Raw genomic sequence first — 16,005 nt, 5'->3', positions numbered from 1 at the left:
CCGCGGTGTTCCAAGGGACTACTCCCTGCCCTTGCCGTCCTCATGGTCGGGGTCCTCGGGCACCTGCGGGATCATGCCCGTGGCCGGACGCGGGGGCGTGAGCATCGAGGCGTAGTCGTGCTCGGAGGAGTATTTCAGGAACGACAGGTGCGCCTCGTAGCGGTCAAGCACGTCGTTGATGACCTGCTGCTTGCTCAGGCCCATCAGGTCGTACCCCTCGGTTCCTGTCTGGGTGAAGACCTCGAGGCGGAAGTACACATCGACCTCGCGGGACACGGTGCGCGCGCCGAACGCGGGCACCGGGGCCTCCACCGCCGCCACCTGGTAGTGGAAATTGCGGTGGTCGTGCATGTGGACCAGCAGCGTGTGCTCGTCGATGTGCGTCTTGGCGTTGGGCGTGGAGGTCAGCTCCGCCTGGTAGCCCAGCTCGTTGAACTCGCCCGCCACCTCTTCCAGGGCCGGGTGGATGGTCCGCTGCACGTACTGCGCGACGGCCTTGTTGGACGGGTAGGCGCGCAGCTGCGCCATCCGTTGGCGCCAGGTCTTCTCCGGGGCGGCACCGCCGTGCGCGGCGACCGAGCGGCGGCGTATGACCTGGCCCTCGCGCTCGGCACGCTCCATCCGCAGGACCTTGGAGAAGGATGCCATGACCAGGTAGGCGATGATCGTCACCGGCAGCGCGAAGATCAGCGTCGCGTGCTCCATGGTCGTCACCCCGCCGGCAATCAGCATCGCCACGGTCAGCACCGCGGTGACCAGCGCCCAGAAGATGCGCAGCCACTTGGCCCCGTCCTGCGAGGGGTCGGGGATGGATGAGGAGAAGTTGGACATGATCATCGCGCCGGAGTTGGCGCTGGTCAGGTAGAAAAGCAGGCCCGAGAGCGTGGCCAGGCCGATCAGGAACGGGGCGCCGGGGAACATCTCCAGCAGCGCGTACCAGCCGTGTTCAGGGCTCTCGATGGCCAGCTTCGCGAATTCCGTGTTGCCGCCCAGCACCTCGCTCATGGCACTGTTGCCGAAGATCGAGACGATGAAGAAGTCGCAGAGCACCGGTGCGGTGATCGCGGCAATGACGAATTCGCGCAGTGTGCGCCCGCGCGAGATGCGGGCCAGGAAGAGCCCGACGAATGGGCCCCAGGCCAGCCAGAATGCCCAGAAGAAGAGGGTCCAGCTGCCCATCCACTCGGCCCCGCCGTCCTCGTAGGCGAAGGTCTGCAGGGTGCGTTCGGGCAGCGTGAAGATGAAGCGCCCGATGTTCTCCACCAGGGCGGTGAGCAGGAAGGACGTCTTGCCCGTGATCAGGATGTAGAGCATCATGGCCGCCGCAGACCAGAGGTTCAGCTCGGAGACCAGCCGGATGCCCTTGTCGACCCCGGAAGTGCAGGCGGCAATGGTCATGATGACCGCCACCAGCACCAGGGCGATCTGCAGGGCCAGGCCCTCGGGCAGGCCGAAGAGCCAGGAGAACCCGACGTTGAGCAGCACCACGCCGATGCCCATCGAGGTTGCCACGCCGAACACGGTGCCGACCAGGGCGAAGATGTCGATGACATCGCCCGTCACTCCCCGCACGCGCTTGCCCAGCAGCGGGTAGAGCGCGGCCCGGATCGACAGCGGCATGCCCCAGCGGTAGGCGAAGTAGCCCATGGCCATGCCCAGCAGCGCATACATGGACCAGCCGGCGATGCCGTAGTGGAACATCGTCCACACGACCGCGTCCTGGGCTGCGGCGGCCGACTCGGCGTCGACGGAGGGCGGGGCGATGAATTGGGTGATGGGTCCGGTCACCGAGTAGAAGAGCATGTCGATGCCCACGCCGGCGGCAAAGAGCATCGCAACCCAGGTGAAGAGGTTGTACTGCGGTCGCGAGTGGTCGGGTCCCAGCCTGACGCTGCCCTCCTTGGAGAAGGCAACCCAGAGGACGAAAAGGACGACCAGGGTGACCGTCACGACGTAGAACCAGCCGAGATTGATCGAGATCCAGGAGACAGCCGCCCGCATCGAGGCAGCAGCGTTGTCCGGCACGATGATGGCCCAGATGGAAAAGGCGAGGATGATGGCCGCGGAGATCAGGAAGACGCGCCAGTTGACCGTGGGGCCAGCATGCTCGACGAGTTCGCCGGGCCCCTTGCTCAGTTCGGTGCTGGTGATCGGGGCACGGAATTCCTCGGCGACCGGGTCCTTGCGCCGTTCACTGACGCCGAAGCGGCTGCGCTCCACCATGGGCTGGGGCCGCTCGCTCCCCGACATCTGTGGGTCTTCTGGCTCGGCCACGTGGTTCTCCTTTGTTCTGTGGACCAGGGTGTTGCCGGTTGGCCGTCCAAAAAATCAAGAACCGCTTGTCAAACCCAATGAGCGGCGGTCGGATAGACCGGTGTGCACCTGGTTGTCTTGCTTCATCATCGTAGGCTTTCATTCCTCGGATCAGGAAGATTGGCCGTGGTTACCTTAATCTCCAGCGACCGCGCCGCCGACCCTGATTCGCGATGCAGGGAGCCTGGACCACCCCGCGAGGGCCGTCGCCGGCCCACGGATCCCCCGGGGCAAACGGGGCAAGCCGACTGTTCTACAGTGGTTTCATGGCCAATTCTCCGAGCGGGGACTCGATGCTGGACCGCCTCGTGCGGATCCTTGATGCCTTTGACGCGCAAAATCCCACGTTGACGGTCAATGCGCTGGCCCGCCGGGCCGATGTGCCGAGGGCAACCACCTACCGATTGTTGGAGAACCTGGTGTCGCACGGCCTGCTGGCCCGCGATTCCGACGGGCAGGTACGCCTGGGACTGCGGCTGTGGGAATTGGCCAACCGCAGCGCCTCCACGCTCAACCTGCGCCAAGCGGCACTGCCCTTCATGGAGGACATCAACCAGCTGGTGGGGCAAAATACCCAGCTCGCCGTGCTGCACGAGGACGACGTGTTGGTCATCGAGCGGCTTTCCCGCCCCGGCTCGGTGGTCAACCAGGCCAATGTCGCCGGGCGCATGCCGGTGCACCTGACTTCCATGGGCATGGCTCTTCTGGCCTACTCCCCCGCCAATGTGCTGGAAGGGTATTTGGAACGCCACGGCGAAACCATGCTCGGCCAGCACCCCAGGCTGCGGCACGAACTGGCCGAGATCAGGCGCACCGGATACGCGACCTTCGACGGCTTCATCGACACCGACACCACCGGGGCCGCGGTACCGATCCTCGACGAGCGCGGATATGCACTGGCGGTTTTGGCCGTGGTGGTACCGCGCGGGGCGGACCTGTTGCCTGCCGCCGTCATGGCCTTGCGCACCGCGGCACGCGGCATCTCGCGGGCGTTGGGCCCGGGTGCGGACAGTTAAATTGCCGCGTCGTGTCCCCCGGGGCGCCCGCCGGGGATCCGGCCAATCCAGCTTCCCGCGCAATCCACCGAGCCCCTACACTCAATGAATGGGCAACAATTCCGCGGATCCAGAACATGCCGGGCAGACTATCCCGCTGCCGATTTTGGACGATTCAGCCATACAGCGCGTGTTGTGCGTGGTGGCGCACCCCGATGACATGGAATACGGGGCCTCGGCTGTCGTGGCCGAGTGGACGTCCAGGGGAATCGAGGTGGGCTACCTTTTGCTGACCTCCGGCGAAGCAGGCATACGCACGATGGACCCGGGAATCGCGGGCCCGCTGCGTGCCGAGGAGCAAAAGCGTGCCTGCGAACTCGTGGGGGTGACGGACCTTGCCATCCTGGATTTTCCCGATGGGCTGCTGGAGCCGGGGCTCGCGCTGCGGGAACGGATAGTCCACCACATCCGCCGGTTCAAACCCGATGTGGTCGTGACCATGACCTGGGACCTGGAGACCCCGTGGGGGATCAACCACGTGGACCACAGGGTTGCGGGCCTTTCCGTCGTGGACGCAATCCGGGATGCCGCCAACCCCTGGCTTTTTCGCACCCAGCGCACGGGTGAGGGGTCCAAAGCGTGGGCAGTCCCCTTGCTGCTGGTCGCCGGTTCCCAAGACACCCACGCCATACCCGTCGGCAAGCAGTCGGTGGACCGCGCAGTCGCCTCGCTCGGCGCGCACAAGGCGTATCTTGCCGCCCTTCCGGACCACGAACAGCCGGAAAAACTGGTCACGGCAATCCTTCGCCGGACCGGCAAGGCGGCCAGGAGCGATTATGCGCTGGGTGTGCGGGCTATCGAGATGGCTTGACCCCGGCTGCACCGCCGTCGATATGTTTCCGGGATCGAGGGAATCCGGCTCGACCCCGAGGCCTTCCTCGTGCGGAATTTGGCGGGGGTCCGTTGCGCCGTCCGTGACAACAGGGGCAAGTTCCGCGGTGGAATGTTTTTGCACGGACTGCCGTCCGTGAGGCACCCTGCCCGAACGACGTCACGTCCATTGGGCATGCAGACAGGCCACTGCCTCCGAGACCATGGCGCTTCGGCTGATGCCAACGGGCATCGCCGCCACCAAGGAATTTGAATGCGTCGCATCGGAAAGTGGGCGGAACACCAGGGGTCGGTCTTCCACACTGCTTTCGGCGGGCTGCATGAGCAGCGAGTAGGCCAATCCACGGCCCACCACGGAGTGGATCGATGGAACATTTGCCAACAACCAGCCCACATTTGCGCTGACCCCATAGCGCTGGAATTCGGCCAATGTATATTGCAGTGCGGGCTCCAGGTCCAGAAACGCCGCAGGGTATTGGGCCAGCTGCGCGAAACTGATCTCGTCGAACTCCGCCAGTGGATGCGACGGGCTCAAGAGCACTTTGCGATGGAATTCGTGGATGACCTCGCTGTCGCAGTCCTGCCCGAATTGCGCCTCGTAGCCAATGGACAGCTGTGTGCGTCCGGCAAACAGGGCTTCCTGGATCTCCGGACCGCTGCCCTCCACGAACACCAACTGGACGTCCGGGTGCCGGGTGCAGAACCAGTCAATCAAGTGCGGGACCACGTGGACGGCAACAGTGGTGAAAACGCCGATGGCCAACCGCCCGGACAAACCGGTGTGCACCTGGGCGACGGCTTCGCGCAGCCGCTCGACTTGCTCGGTGATGAACCGCGCACGCGTTGCCACTTCCTGGCCTTCCGGTGTCAGCGCTATGCCACGTCCGCGTTGCCGCATGGCAAGTGTCACCCCCAGCGCATGCTCAAGCTGCCCCAACGCCAGACTGACCGCACCTTGGCTGACATGGCACAAGCGGGCCGCGTTGGTGACCGACTGGGTTTCGGCGACCGCAGCGAAATACTCCAGTTGTCGCAGCGTTACTTCGCTCATTAGTTCTCCTTATGGCCTTGTCCAGTAATACTAGCTAGGCAAATGTGATCGACGCCACCACACTGGAAGGAAGCAAGCAGTCGCCCCCGCCTCCCCTACCGGAGTCCGGCAGGACCGACACCCCTCTTTGCACCCGCCGAAAGCGAGAACCTTCACCATGACCGAAACCAAGCACGTGCCGCTGATTCCCTACGTTGTCACCTTGGGAACTGCGGGTGGCCCGCGCTGGTGGAAGGACCACGAGGGGACACCGAGGTTTGGCATAGCCACCGCCGTGGTGGTGGGTCAGACCTGGTACTTGGTCGATTGCGGGCAGGGCGCCGGACGCCAGGCGAATGCGGCGGGCCTGTCCATGACCGACCTCGGCGGCATCTTCATTACCCACATGCATTCCGACCACACTGTTGACCTGCCCTCGCTCCTGCTCTTCGGCGCGTTCGAGCTCAAGAACAGCCCCCGCGGACCGATCCCCGTCGTGGGACCGGGCGACCGCGGCAAGCTTCCCCCGCTTTCCCCGCGGGCCACCACCACCCCGACGCCCATTGCCCCGAACCGCCCGACCCCGGGCATCGAGGGCCTGGTCTCGGGCATCCTGTCCGCTTATGCGACTGATTGCAACGACCGCATCTTCGATTCACTGGCGGTTTCTCCCGCGGTGCAGTTCGATCCGAGGGAGATCCAGCTGCCCGAAGGGCTTGGCTTCGATCCCGATATCAATGTGGCACCAGAGATGGAACCAATCGAAGTCTTCCGGGATGGGAACGTGACGGTGAGCGCCATATTGGTCTCACACCACCCCACGGCACCCGCCTACGCGTTCCGCTTCGAGACCGTTGGCGGCTCCGTGACCATTTCCGGGGACACGGCTCCGTGCGCCAACATGGTGCGGTTGGCCCGGGGCACCGACCTGCTGCTGCACGAGGCCATCAACCTGGAAGTCCTCGCCGCACAATACTCCGACGCGCAGATGCTGCAGGCGACGATGGACCACCACCGCCGTGCCCACACCACGGCCGCCGAAGCCGGTCGCATCGCCACCGATGCCGGAGTCGCGCATTTGGCCTTGCACCACCTCGTGCCGAGCTATTCCCCTCCGGAAGCGTGGGAAGAAGCCCGCACGGCCTTCGAAGGACCCCTCTCGATTCCCGATGACCTCCAGGTCATCCCCTTCGGCCCCGCAGCCCGCGCCGCCGCGCCTGCTTCAGAGCCCAGCACCACCAGTCGCTAGCATCCAACGTCACGCACTGAAAGGACTTAGCCATGAGCCACAGCAGCAGTTCCGTCCCCGCAAGCCCGGCACCGGAAGGAACGGTCTATCACGCCAGTCCAAGGGAGATGCGCCGGATCCTGTTCTCCAGCTTCCTGGGAACGGCCGTCGAATACTACGACTTCATCCTCTACGCCACGGCCGCAGGCATTGTGTTCAACCAGGTGTTCTTTGCGGGGCTCGACCCGAATGCGGCGCTGTTCGTATCCTTCGGGACCCTGGCCGTGGGCTACATTGCCAGGCCGCTGGGGGCATTCCTGTTCGGCAACCTGGGCGACAAGATCGGCCGCAAGGCCATCCTGATCACCACGGTCCTGGCCATGGGCATCGCCTCCACCCTCATCGGGCTGCTGCCGACAACGGCACAGATCGGCGTCTGGGCTCCCATCCTGCTGGTTTCGCTGCGCATCTTCCAGGGCCTGGCCGTGGGCGGGGAATGGGGCGGGGCGATGCTCCTGGCCTTCGAGAACTCCAAAAAGAGTTCCCGTGGCTTCGCATCGGCCTTTGCCTACATGGGCGCACCCGCGGGAACCATTCTGGGCACGTTGATCCTCTCCGCCATGTCCACCCTGCCCAAGGCCCAGTTCCTGGCCTGGGGCTGGCGTGTCCCGTTCGTGTTCTCCGCAGTACTGATGATGTTGGCCATCTTCATCCGCATGCGGGTGTCCGAGTCCAAGATCTTCACCGAGGTTTCCGCGGCTTCCGAGAAGTCCAAGAGGCGCATCCCGGTGGCAGAACTGTTCCGGGATCACCGCAAGCCGCTGCTGATCGCCATGGTTTCGGGACTTTCGGGCCAGATGGCACAGGGTCTTATGGGTGCCTGGGCGATCTCCTTCGCCGTGCAGCAGGCCATCCTGGCCCAGACCGAGGTGCTGAACATCAAGGCCATCGGCGGCGTCTTCACGGTGCTGGCCATCATCACCGCTTCGAAGCTCAGCGATAGGCTCGGCCGGCGAAAGATCCTCATTTGGGGCAACGCCGGAGCAATCGTCCTGGCCTTCCCGGTGATGGCATTGCTCGACATGGGCAGCACCATGGCGTTCATGCTGGCCATTGTGCTGGGCCTGAGCCTGGTTCAGGGCTTCACCTCAGGCCCCTACGGTGCCTTCGCCGGCGAGCTCTTCCCGACTGCGGTGCGCTACTCGGGGACCTCCATCGGCTACCAAATGGCATCGACGCTGGGCGCCGGGTTCACCCCCATGATCGCCACCGCCCTGGTCATTGCCGGTGGCGGGGACCTCTGGCTGGTTGCCCTGCTGTGGATGTCCTTCTCGGCCATGTCGCTGGTTGCCCTGCTGTATTCCAAGGACCGCTCCGGATCCGATATCCAGAACCTGGATGCGGACATGGGCACCGTTGCTCATGGCCCGACTGCCGAACCGATCCGCCGCGAAAGCAGCGCGGCCATCCAAAGCTGAGCCACCCGCACATGCGGACCAATGCCCGGGACAAACCGTGTTGAACGGTTTGTCCCGGGCATTTCCGGTTCAACTGACTGGTTCAGTCGTTTAGAGAACCAGTACTCGATGTCCGGTGAATCTGGTGGTGGTAGATCTCGGCGTTGCTCACCATAAGGCAATGGCGCAGTGCGCGGGCCAGACATTCGAGATCGGAATCATCGTGAATGAGAGGCCGTGAACCCAAGATCCCGACATCTACACCGAGGGAGAACGTGCGTCGTCCGTGGTTCCGGCCAATCCAAGGTAATGCACGCCTGCAAATTGCAGGTTTGGCATCCCCGGGCAACGAAACGGTGTTCAGGGGAAATCCGGAAAACAGCAAGCTCTCAGTCTTCTGCTTCAACTCGGACACGCTCACTGCGGTCCAATCCGTCAATCGACCGGGCGACCACGTTGCCGCCAATGAGATCTTGGACCATGGATCCGGGGTGACACCCGAGCAATGCCGCGAGCCGGGGTTCGATCCCAAGGCACATGCCAATGCAATCGCGGTCGTCGGCTGACCCGCAGAACATTGAAGTAGCTGTGTACATGCCGGGCCGGTACACAGCTTCCTTGGGTTGGCAGCCGCATCGGTGTGCCCGGCCCCATGCGGACCTGTGGCGGGATGCCTACCGAACGCGGAACACGTCGATGAGGACCCCGGTAGCGATGCGTTCGCCGTGACCGACGAACGGCGTGCGGTTCATCCACGCGTGGGGTCCCGAGTCATCGGCGGAAAGAGCCGGAACGCAACGGAAATAGACACGTGACGGCTCCACTGTCTCACCGGCGATCATTCGGTTCAGGTCCTCGGGGTCTGCCGAGCGCACGGCACGGTTCTCCACCAGGATCCGGTGGCCATCGTCCAGCTCGAGGACGTAGTTCGCCTCCAAGTGCGCGAGGTCGGCCGTCGGGTACCGTTGGAAGTCGGCTCCAGCGTCGAGCACTTTCCCGGACTTCCCGAATCCGCTCACCCTGCCCCCGCGGATCGGTGCCACACGAAGGATGCCCTGGGCAGTGGTGCCGATATCGATGGTTGGGCTGACCTCGATGTCGATCGTTGCCACGAAGTCGAGGGCGGACGGGGTTGGAGTCTGTGCCCTTGCCGGTCTTTTCGAGTGGTTTCTTCCCCACTATTGCTGTTATTGCTACCCGCCGGCTCGTTCCGTCATTACCGGTTGAATGCCCGGAATCGCCGAAAAGATCAACGCGCTCGGGGTTGGGGTGGACTTCCGTGATTTGGGTTCGGCAAATCACCCCCAAGGCTCCCGACTGGATTCTTGGGGGCGATGTATCGCTCGGGGAAGGGGCTAGTTCGGCTCGATGGTGATGACGGCCGGGCCCGCGTGGGCCGCGTCGGAGCGGGCACCGGTGGCGGAGGTGACGGCGCGCGAGACGCAGCAGTTCATCTTGGTGGAGAGCCGCTGCTGGCGTTCGGAGTAGAACACGTCGCGGTGGTCGATGGTCCCGGAGAGCTCAATGATGCGCACCTCGCAGAGACCGCATTCGCCCTTGCGGCAGTCGAACATCAGCTCCGCCCCGGCGTCCTCGAGGGCCTCGAGCATGGAGCGGCCCTGCGGGACCCTGACCTCGAGGTCGAGCTTCGGAACCTTGACGATGAATTCCTCGGGGTCGTACCAGCCGCTGTTGCCGAAGGTCTCGTAGCGCAGGTTCGGCAGGTCCAGTTCGCGTTCGACCCAGGTGCGGCGCACCGCATCCATCAGGCGGATGGGCCCGCACATGTACAGCTCGGTGCCGGCGTCCGCGCGCCCCACCAGCTCGGCGACCTTCAGCGAGCTTCCCTCGTCATCGACGTGGACCTGCAGCCTTTCCCCGTGTACTTCTGCCAGCTCGCCTAGGTAGGCCATAGCACCGCGGCTGCGCCCGACGTACACCAGGGTGTAGTCGGCCTTGAGCCGCTTGAGCACCGCGGCCATGTTGGCGATGGCGGTGATGCCGATGCCGCCGGCGAGCAGGATGTAGCGCTGCGCTCCGACGCGCAGCGGGAAGTTCTGCAGGGGCTGGGTGATTTCCAGCCGTTGGCCCGCCACGAGCCCGTGCATGAAGATCGAGCCACCGCGCGAAAGCGGCGCCCTCATTACGCTGATCACCAGGCGAGTTCCGTCGTCGGTGGATTCGACCACCGAGTAGGAGCGCTTGGTCGGCTCCCCGTTGATCTCGACCATGAGGTCGATATGCGATCCGGGTTCGGCCTTGATCGGCAGGGAGGGCTCGAGCACGATGCGTGCGATGCCGTCGGCCACGGGAATGGTCTCGATGACGGTTGCCGATTGCCAGGTTTCGATGTTTGTTGCAGCCATGGTTCTTGTCCGTTTTCCGTCCGTGTCAGGTCTGTCGCGCCGTTAGGCGGAGACTGCCAGACGCCCTTCGGCTGCCAGCATGGATTCGAGGATGCGGCGCACCCACATGCCGCCGGCGTCGATGTTCAAGTTGTAGAACTCGTAGTCGGGGTTGGCGTCGATGGCCGCCTGCTGGGCCATGAGCATTTCCTCGTCCTCGCCGAAGACCCCGTGCACGCCGTCGCGCAGCTGGGTGGTGATCAGCTGGCTGTCCAGTGCGTAGTTGCGCATGAACGCCCAGAAGTAGTGGGAGGACCTGTCGGTTTCCGGGGTGATGGTGTTCATGACGAACCCGTTGACGCCCTGGCTGCGGTCGCCCTCGGGCGCGCCGGTTCCGGCCTTGGCCACGCCCACGTCGATGTTGATGGTGGAGGGGGCCTCGAAGTTGATGATTTGCCAGCGGTCCACCTTCCCCTCGAAGCCGGGGAACTTGTCGCGCATGTTCTTCAGCCAGAACGGCGGGGCATCGATATTGCGCATCCAGCGGGTGACCGTCACCTTGTTGCCCTCTCGCACGGTGACGAAGTCGGACTCGCTCAGCTCCTCCTGCCCGATCGAGGAGGAGTGGACGAATTCCTCGTGGGTGAGGTCCATGAGGTTGTCCAGCACCAACTGGAAGTTGCAGGCCGCGTGGATGGTCAGCCCGTCGCCTGCCCATTCGTCGCTGGTCATCTGGTGCATGTCCGGCACCAGGTCCGGGTCGGCCAGTGTGGGGTCGCCCATCCAGATCCACACGTAACGGTAGCGCTCCACGATGGGGAACGACGGAACCGTGGCGGACGGGTTGATGGTTTCCTGGGCGGGCATGGAGACGCAGCGACCGGCCGAGTTGTAGACGATGCCGTGGTATGGGCACTGGATCCCGTCCTTGCCCACGGTCTTGCCTTTTGACAGCGGGGCCAGTCGGTGCCAGCAGGCATCGGCCAGCGCAACGACCTTGCCGTCCTCGGTGCGGTAAAGCGCCACCGGGCGATTGGCAATGCGACGGGACATCGGCTTGCGGGTGACTTCGTGGTCCCAGCCGGCCACGTACCAGGCGTTCAGCGGGTGTGGCAGGACCTTGTTGGTGGTGGAGCTGGTGGCGGAGACGACGGTCATGGGATTTTCCTTTCGATACGGTAGCTAACTACCTATCGACATAGTTAGTGGCGTTGGTCAAAGACTAACTGCGGATATAGTGATTTGCAACACCCGCGTCCGAGGAAAGTTGCCATGAGTCTCCGTAACGCATTGTTTGCCCTGCTCGTCGTCGAACCGATGACCGGATACGACCTGCACAAGCAGTTCGAGTCCTCGGTCGGACATGTGTGGCATGCCCCCGACTCCCAGATCTATCCGGAGCTCAAGCGCATGGAATCCGAGGGGTTGCTCGAGGGCGAGGAGATCCCCTGGGGCCCGCGCGGCAAGAAACGCCAGTACCACGTCACCGAGGCGGGCAAGGCGGCATTCAGGACCTGGATGAACACCCCGTTGGAATACGCGCGCACCCGCGACCCCGCGCACCTGAAGGCCGCCTACTTGGAATGGGCGGACCCGGAGGCAGCCAAGGAACAACTGCGCGTCCACATCGAGCACCACACCGGACTGCTGGAACAGTGGCGGGAAAAGATCACGGAGATAGAAGACGGCACCAGCGCCATGCTCAACCGGCGCCTGTCCAAGACTTCAGATGCGGACCGCGAGAAGACCAAGGCCTACAAGACCTTCACCTACGAGGGACTCATCACTCAGGCCGAAGCCGAGATCGCCTGGGCGCGGCGCGGGCTCAAGCTCGTCGATCGGCTCAACAGCGAGCAGCGACTCCCCTCGCCCCCAGCGGACTAACATCGCATAGCCCTTGATGACGGCCAGAGCCCGTAGTCGGATGTCTACCTCGAGCACTGCGCTGTGCCGCCGCACCACCTCGGGCCATGGACACTGGCCGGCATCCGGGATATACCTATGGACATAGGCAATGACGTCGATCTGCCCCACGGGGCACGGAAGGGGCTACACCGATGGCAACGGACCATTCCAGCGTCACGGTCGGCGACCTGCTAGCCGGATTTTCCTTGGAAATGACAGGCAAGGACATCCCGGCACTCGAGGCTGCGGCACCCGCACTGCCGCCCCGAACCCCGGTCAACGTCACCTTTCTAGGCAACGAGGACTTGGAGATGCGGGTGGCGGCCGCCGCGGCCGTCAAGAAGGCCGGACTTCATCCCGTGCCGCACATTTCGGCCCGCAGGCTTTCATCCCACGCTGAACTTGACGGTTTCCTCAAGGCATTGGGGCAAGTCGAGGCGGCAAGCCACGTCTTTGCCGTGGGAGGCGATCCGGCCGAGCCCCTCGGCCCCTTTCCCGATTCCCTGTCGCTGATCACCTCCGGCCGGCTCGAGGCATTCGGCGTGGAAAAGGTGTCGATCGCCGGCTATCCCGATGGCCACGCTGATATCGAGGCCAAATCCCTTTGGTCCGCACTCGAGGCCAAGAACGCAGCGTTGCGAGAGCAGGGCCTGCAGGGGGAAATCATCACCCAGTTCGGATTCGACACCGTTCCGGTGCTGGACTGGCTCTCTGAGCTGCGTGGCCGTGGAATCACGCTGCCGGCGCGCATCGGAGTCCCGGGCCCCGCGGGAATCAAGCGTCTGCTGGGCTACGCACGAAGGTTCGGGGTGGTCTCCTCCGCCGGGGTCGCCAAGCGCTACGGGTTTTCGTTGGGCAATCTGCTCGGGACCGCCGGTCCCGAGCGCTTTATCGCCGATCTGGCACGGCACTATGATTCGGAAGTCCACGGTGAGGTCAAGCTGCATTTCTACACCTTCGGCGGCATCGAGACGACCGCGGACTGGGTCGCCGCACATCACTGACGCCCAACAACATGCGACAACGGTGGCCCGCCGGGAAATCCCATTCCCGGCGGGCCACCGCCGTCATGTCAGCTGCGTGCTACTTGACAGGCATCAGTGCCGCAAGATCCGGGACCTGCTCGATGAGCCCGCGGTCCAGCGAGATCTCGGCAATCTTCTCAATGGAAGCCTCATTCACCTCGGTGTAGAAGCGGGGCATCGTGAGCTTCTCAATCACGTCCGGTTCCAGCGAGGTATAGTCGGGCAGAACCGCCTTGGCCTTATCCGGGTTCTCATCGGCGAACTTCTGCGAGGCAATCATGGCCCGGGCAAACTTGGCCACCGTTTCGGGATTCTCCTCGATGTACTCATCCGAGGTGAAGTAGACGGCGACGGTCAGGTCATCGACCGGCTCGGCGTAGTTGGAGAAGACCGGAACGTTTCCGTCGGCCTCGGAGATGGTCACGAAGGGTTCGACCGCCGCCATCGCATCGACGTTGCCGGCAGCGAGCTGTGCCGCCATGTCGGGGAAGCCCATCTCCACGAATTGAACCTTCGTGTAGTCTCCGCCGGCCAGCTTCACGGCCTCGCTGATGGTGGAGTCGGAAATGTTGTTCAGGGTGTTCACGGCGACCTTCTTTCCCACCAGGTCCTTGATGTCCTTGATGCCGCTGTCCGGCTTGGTCATCACCGCGGCAAAGTCCGCCTTGGTGTCGCCGGTGGAGCTGCCCCCGGGTGCCACCATCTTCAGTGGCAGGTTCTTTGAACGGGCCACGATCATGGAGGTGACGTTCGAGAAGCCGAAGTCCATCTGCTTGCTCGTGATGGCCGGGACGATGGCCGCTCCGCCTTGGGCCAGGGTCAGCTTGACGTCTAGGCCTTCCTTTTCAAAGAGCCCCTCCTTGACGCCAAGGTAGATCGGGGCAACGTCGACGATCGGGATCACGCCAACCTCGATCTGTTCCAGCGCGGTGGCCGCACCACTGCCGGTCGCCGCCCCCGTGGACGATTCGGCCGGGCCGCTCGACGGCGATCCGCTGCCGCAGGCGGCCAGGCTCAATGCCGCAAGCAGGGCCAGGGCCCCCTTGATCTTTTTCATGCTGGTCTCCAGGATTCTCGGGGGTCTCCCCGAATGACGAGTGATGTACGTCGCATACTACCTATTTTGATAGTGATTTGGGGAGAGTTTGGAACTAATCTTTTGCGCCTCGCCAACCTGTGGACCCTCACCTCGATCACCGTCGGGCGGGCGCGGCCTGATTTTCGTGTGAATAGCTATCGACTTAGTGAGTTGGGTGGCTTAGGGTCAGGGTAGCGGCCGGTAGGCTGCGCCTTCGAGTTCCAGGGCGGACCCCGTCGTTGCGGGCACCGCTCCCCCAAGGAAAGGAAGCCTTCTCGCATGTCACCCAAGAACCTACAAGACGTCCTGGATGCCGCCGGAAACACCGTCGAGCTGTTGCGCAATTCCCAGCTTGGCGCCTACGTCTATCCGGTCGTGGCCCCGGAGTTCTCGAACTGGCGCACCGAACAGCGGGCCTGGCGGGAAACCGCCGTGCTCTACGACCAGACCCACCATATGGACAATCTCTTCATCAAGGGCCCCGACGCCCTGAAGCTGATCTCCGACACCGCCATCAACAGCGTTTCCAACTTCCCGGTGAACCGAGCCAAACAATATGTACCCACGACTCCCGCAGGCCACGTCATCGGCGACGGCATCCTGTTCCACGAGGAGCAGGACGAATACGTCTATGTGGGCCGGGCGCCGGCCGCCAACTGGTTGCTCTTCCAGTCCGAGACCGGCGGATACGACGTGCAGATCGAGGTGGATCGCCGCTCGCCCTCCCGGCCCATGGGCAAGCCGGTGCGACGCACGTACTGGCGATTCCAGATCCAGGGTCCACAGGCCTGGAACATCATCGAGAAGCTGAACGGGGAGCCGCTGGAAAAGCAGCGCTTCTTTTCCATGGACACCATGACCATCGCCGGCCAAAAAGTACGCACGTTGCGCCACGGGATGGCGGGGGCGCCCGGGCTGGAGATCTGGGGTCCGTACGAGTCCTACGACCTGATCCGCGAGGCGGTGCTGGAAGCCGGTGCGGAGTTCGGCATGATGCCGGTCGGGGCGCGGGCCTATCCTTCGAACACCCTGGAATCCGGGTGGATTCCTTCTCCCTTGCCGGGAATCTACACCGGTGAAGAGCTGCGCCCATACCGCGAATGGCTGGGAGCCGACAGCTACGAGGCCACCAACGCCGTGGCCGGCAGCTTCGACTCGGCGGACATCGAGGATTATTACCACACGCCCTGGGAGCTCGGATACGGGTCCTTCGTGAAGTTCGACCACGACTTCATCGGCCGCGAGGCGCTGGAAAAGATCGACCCCGCCACCCAACGCAAAAAGGTCACCCTGGCCTGGAACGCGGAGGACCTGGGCACGATCCTGACCTCGACGCTGGATCCGGACGCCGTCCCCTACAAGTACTTCGACCTTCCGCTGGCCAACTACGGCTCCTCGAACTACGACCGCGTCATCGATGCAGATGGCAAGACCGTGGGGCTGTCCATGTTCACCGGCTACAGCTCCAACGAGCGTCGGGGCCTGTCCCTGGCCGTGGTCGATCCGGATGTACCGGAGGGCACCGAGCTGCGGGTGGTGTGGGGCGAACCGGACGGCGGGACGAAGAAGACCACCGTTGAGCCGCACCGCCAGTTCGAGGCCCGCGTGGTGGTCAGCCCGGTGCCGTACTCGACCGTGGCCCGGGCCGAATACCAGGGCGGGTGGCGCACTTCCTACGGGAAGTAGGCACCCCAGCAGCCGAGAAAGTGGCCGCCGTTCCCAAGCGTGGGAACGGCGG

The 16,005-nt window shown here is 64.0% G+C and carries 14 protein-coding genes; 8 read left to right on the top strand and 6 right to left on the bottom strand.

Going from position 1 to position 16,005, the window contains the following annotated elements; genetic code table 11:
- Nucleotides 1-18: 18 nt before the first annotated feature.
- A complete protein-coding gene (betT, locus tag ACIPUB_RS06010; RefSeq protein WP_407606599.1) occupies nt 19-2,250 on the bottom strand; it encodes a choline BCCT transporter BetT in 2,232 nt (743 codons plus the stop codon).
- Nucleotides 2,251-2,579: 329 nt separating this feature from the next.
- On the opposite strand from betT, the gene ACIPUB_RS06005 reads away from it, so the two are divergent.
- Nucleotides 2,580-3,329: an IclR family transcriptional regulator gene (locus ACIPUB_RS06005; RefSeq protein ID WP_407606546.1), complete on the top strand. Its 750-nt coding sequence runs from the start codon at nt 2,580-2,582 to the stop codon at nt 3,327-3,329.
- 88 nt (nt 3,330-3,417) lie between these two features.
- On the top strand, nt 3,418-4,179 hold the full coding sequence (locus tag ACIPUB_RS06000; protein ID WP_407606545.1) for a PIG-L deacetylase family protein: 762 nt from the start codon (nt 3,418-3,420) through the stop codon (nt 4,177-4,179).
- A 180-nt stretch (nt 4,180-4,359) separates the two neighbouring features.
- Here ACIPUB_RS06000 and ACIPUB_RS05995 read toward each other — a convergent pair whose 3' ends face one another.
- On the bottom strand, nt 4,360-5,250 hold the full coding sequence (locus ACIPUB_RS05995) for a LysR family transcriptional regulator (protein ID WP_407606544.1): 891 nt from the start codon (nt 5,248-5,250) through the stop codon (nt 4,360-4,362).
- A 157-nt stretch (nt 5,251-5,407) separates the two neighbouring features.
- Here ACIPUB_RS05995 and ACIPUB_RS05990 point away from each other — a divergent pair, with 157 nt between their 5' ends.
- The 3 genes from ACIPUB_RS05990 (at nt 5,408) to ACIPUB_RS05980 (ending at nt 8,480) form a co-directional block, all read left to right on the top strand.
- On the top strand, nt 5,408-6,478 hold the full coding sequence (locus ACIPUB_RS05990; RefSeq protein ID WP_407606543.1) for an MBL fold metallo-hydrolase: 1,071 nt from the start codon (nt 5,408-5,410) through the stop codon (nt 6,476-6,478).
- Nucleotides 6,479-6,510: 32 nt separating this feature from the next.
- Nucleotides 6,511-7,935, top strand: a complete 1,425-nt coding sequence (locus tag ACIPUB_RS05985; RefSeq protein ID WP_407606542.1) for an MFS transporter — start codon at nt 6,511-6,513, stop codon at nt 7,933-7,935.
- A gap of 254 nt (nt 7,936-8,189) precedes the next feature.
- Nucleotides 8,190-8,480 (top strand): oxidoreductase C-terminal domain-containing protein, encoded by a 291-nt coding sequence (locus tag ACIPUB_RS05980; RefSeq protein WP_407606541.1) that lies wholly within the window; start codon nt 8,190-8,192, stop codon nt 8,478-8,480.
- A 108-nt stretch (nt 8,481-8,588) separates the two neighbouring features.
- Here ACIPUB_RS05980 and ACIPUB_RS05975 read toward each other — a convergent pair whose 3' ends face one another.
- From ACIPUB_RS05975 to ACIPUB_RS05965, 3 genes are all read right to left on the bottom strand, one after another.
- Nucleotides 8,589-9,026 (bottom strand): DUF3237 family protein, encoded by a 438-nt coding sequence (locus ACIPUB_RS05975; protein ID WP_407606540.1) that lies wholly within the window; start codon nt 9,024-9,026, stop codon nt 8,589-8,591.
- A 243-nt stretch (nt 9,027-9,269) separates the two neighbouring features.
- Nucleotides 9,270-10,280, bottom strand: coding sequence for a PDR/VanB family oxidoreductase (locus tag ACIPUB_RS05970; protein ID WP_407606539.1), 1,011 nt, complete (start codon nt 10,278-10,280; stop codon nt 9,270-9,272).
- A 42-nt stretch (nt 10,281-10,322) separates the two neighbouring features.
- Nucleotides 10,323-11,417 carry a Rieske 2Fe-2S domain-containing protein gene (locus tag ACIPUB_RS05965; RefSeq protein WP_407606538.1) on the bottom strand — a complete coding sequence of 365 codons (1,095 nt, stop codon included), beginning with the start codon at nt 11,415-11,417 and terminating at the stop codon, nt 10,323-10,325.
- A 114-nt stretch (nt 11,418-11,531) separates the two neighbouring features.
- On the opposite strand from ACIPUB_RS05965, the gene ACIPUB_RS05960 reads away from it, so the two are divergent.
- Together ACIPUB_RS05960 and ACIPUB_RS05955 are read left to right on the top strand one after the other, a co-directional pair.
- Complete coding sequence (locus ACIPUB_RS05960; RefSeq protein ID WP_407606537.1) at nt 11,532-12,143, top strand: PadR family transcriptional regulator; 612 nt, start codon at nt 11,532-11,534, stop codon at nt 12,141-12,143.
- A 173-nt stretch (nt 12,144-12,316) separates the two neighbouring features.
- Entirely contained in the window at nt 12,317-13,168 is an 852-nt protein-coding gene (locus ACIPUB_RS05955; protein ID WP_407606536.1) for a methylenetetrahydrofolate reductase, read from the top strand.
- Between the two features lie 79 nt (nt 13,169-13,247).
- Here ACIPUB_RS05955 and ACIPUB_RS05950 read toward each other — a convergent pair whose 3' ends face one another.
- Nucleotides 13,248-14,246, bottom strand: a complete 999-nt coding sequence (locus ACIPUB_RS05950; RefSeq protein WP_407606535.1) for an ABC transporter substrate-binding protein — start codon at nt 14,244-14,246, stop codon at nt 13,248-13,250.
- Between the two features lie 300 nt (nt 14,247-14,546).
- Between ACIPUB_RS05950 and ACIPUB_RS05945 the strand changes: the two genes are divergently transcribed.
- Nucleotides 14,547-15,953, top strand: a complete 1,407-nt coding sequence (locus ACIPUB_RS05945; protein WP_407606534.1) for an aminomethyl transferase family protein — start codon at nt 14,547-14,549, stop codon at nt 15,951-15,953.
- The last annotated feature ends 52 nt before the right edge of the window (nt 15,954-16,005 follow it).

The organism is Paeniglutamicibacter sp. ORCA_105 (assembly GCF_045798545.1).
Lineage (GTDB): Bacteria > Actinomycetota > Actinomycetes > Actinomycetales > Micrococcaceae > Paeniglutamicibacter > Paeniglutamicibacter sulfureus.
The sequence above is the reverse complement of the archived record's forward strand: the minus strand, read 5'-3'. Positions and strand labels throughout refer to the sequence as shown.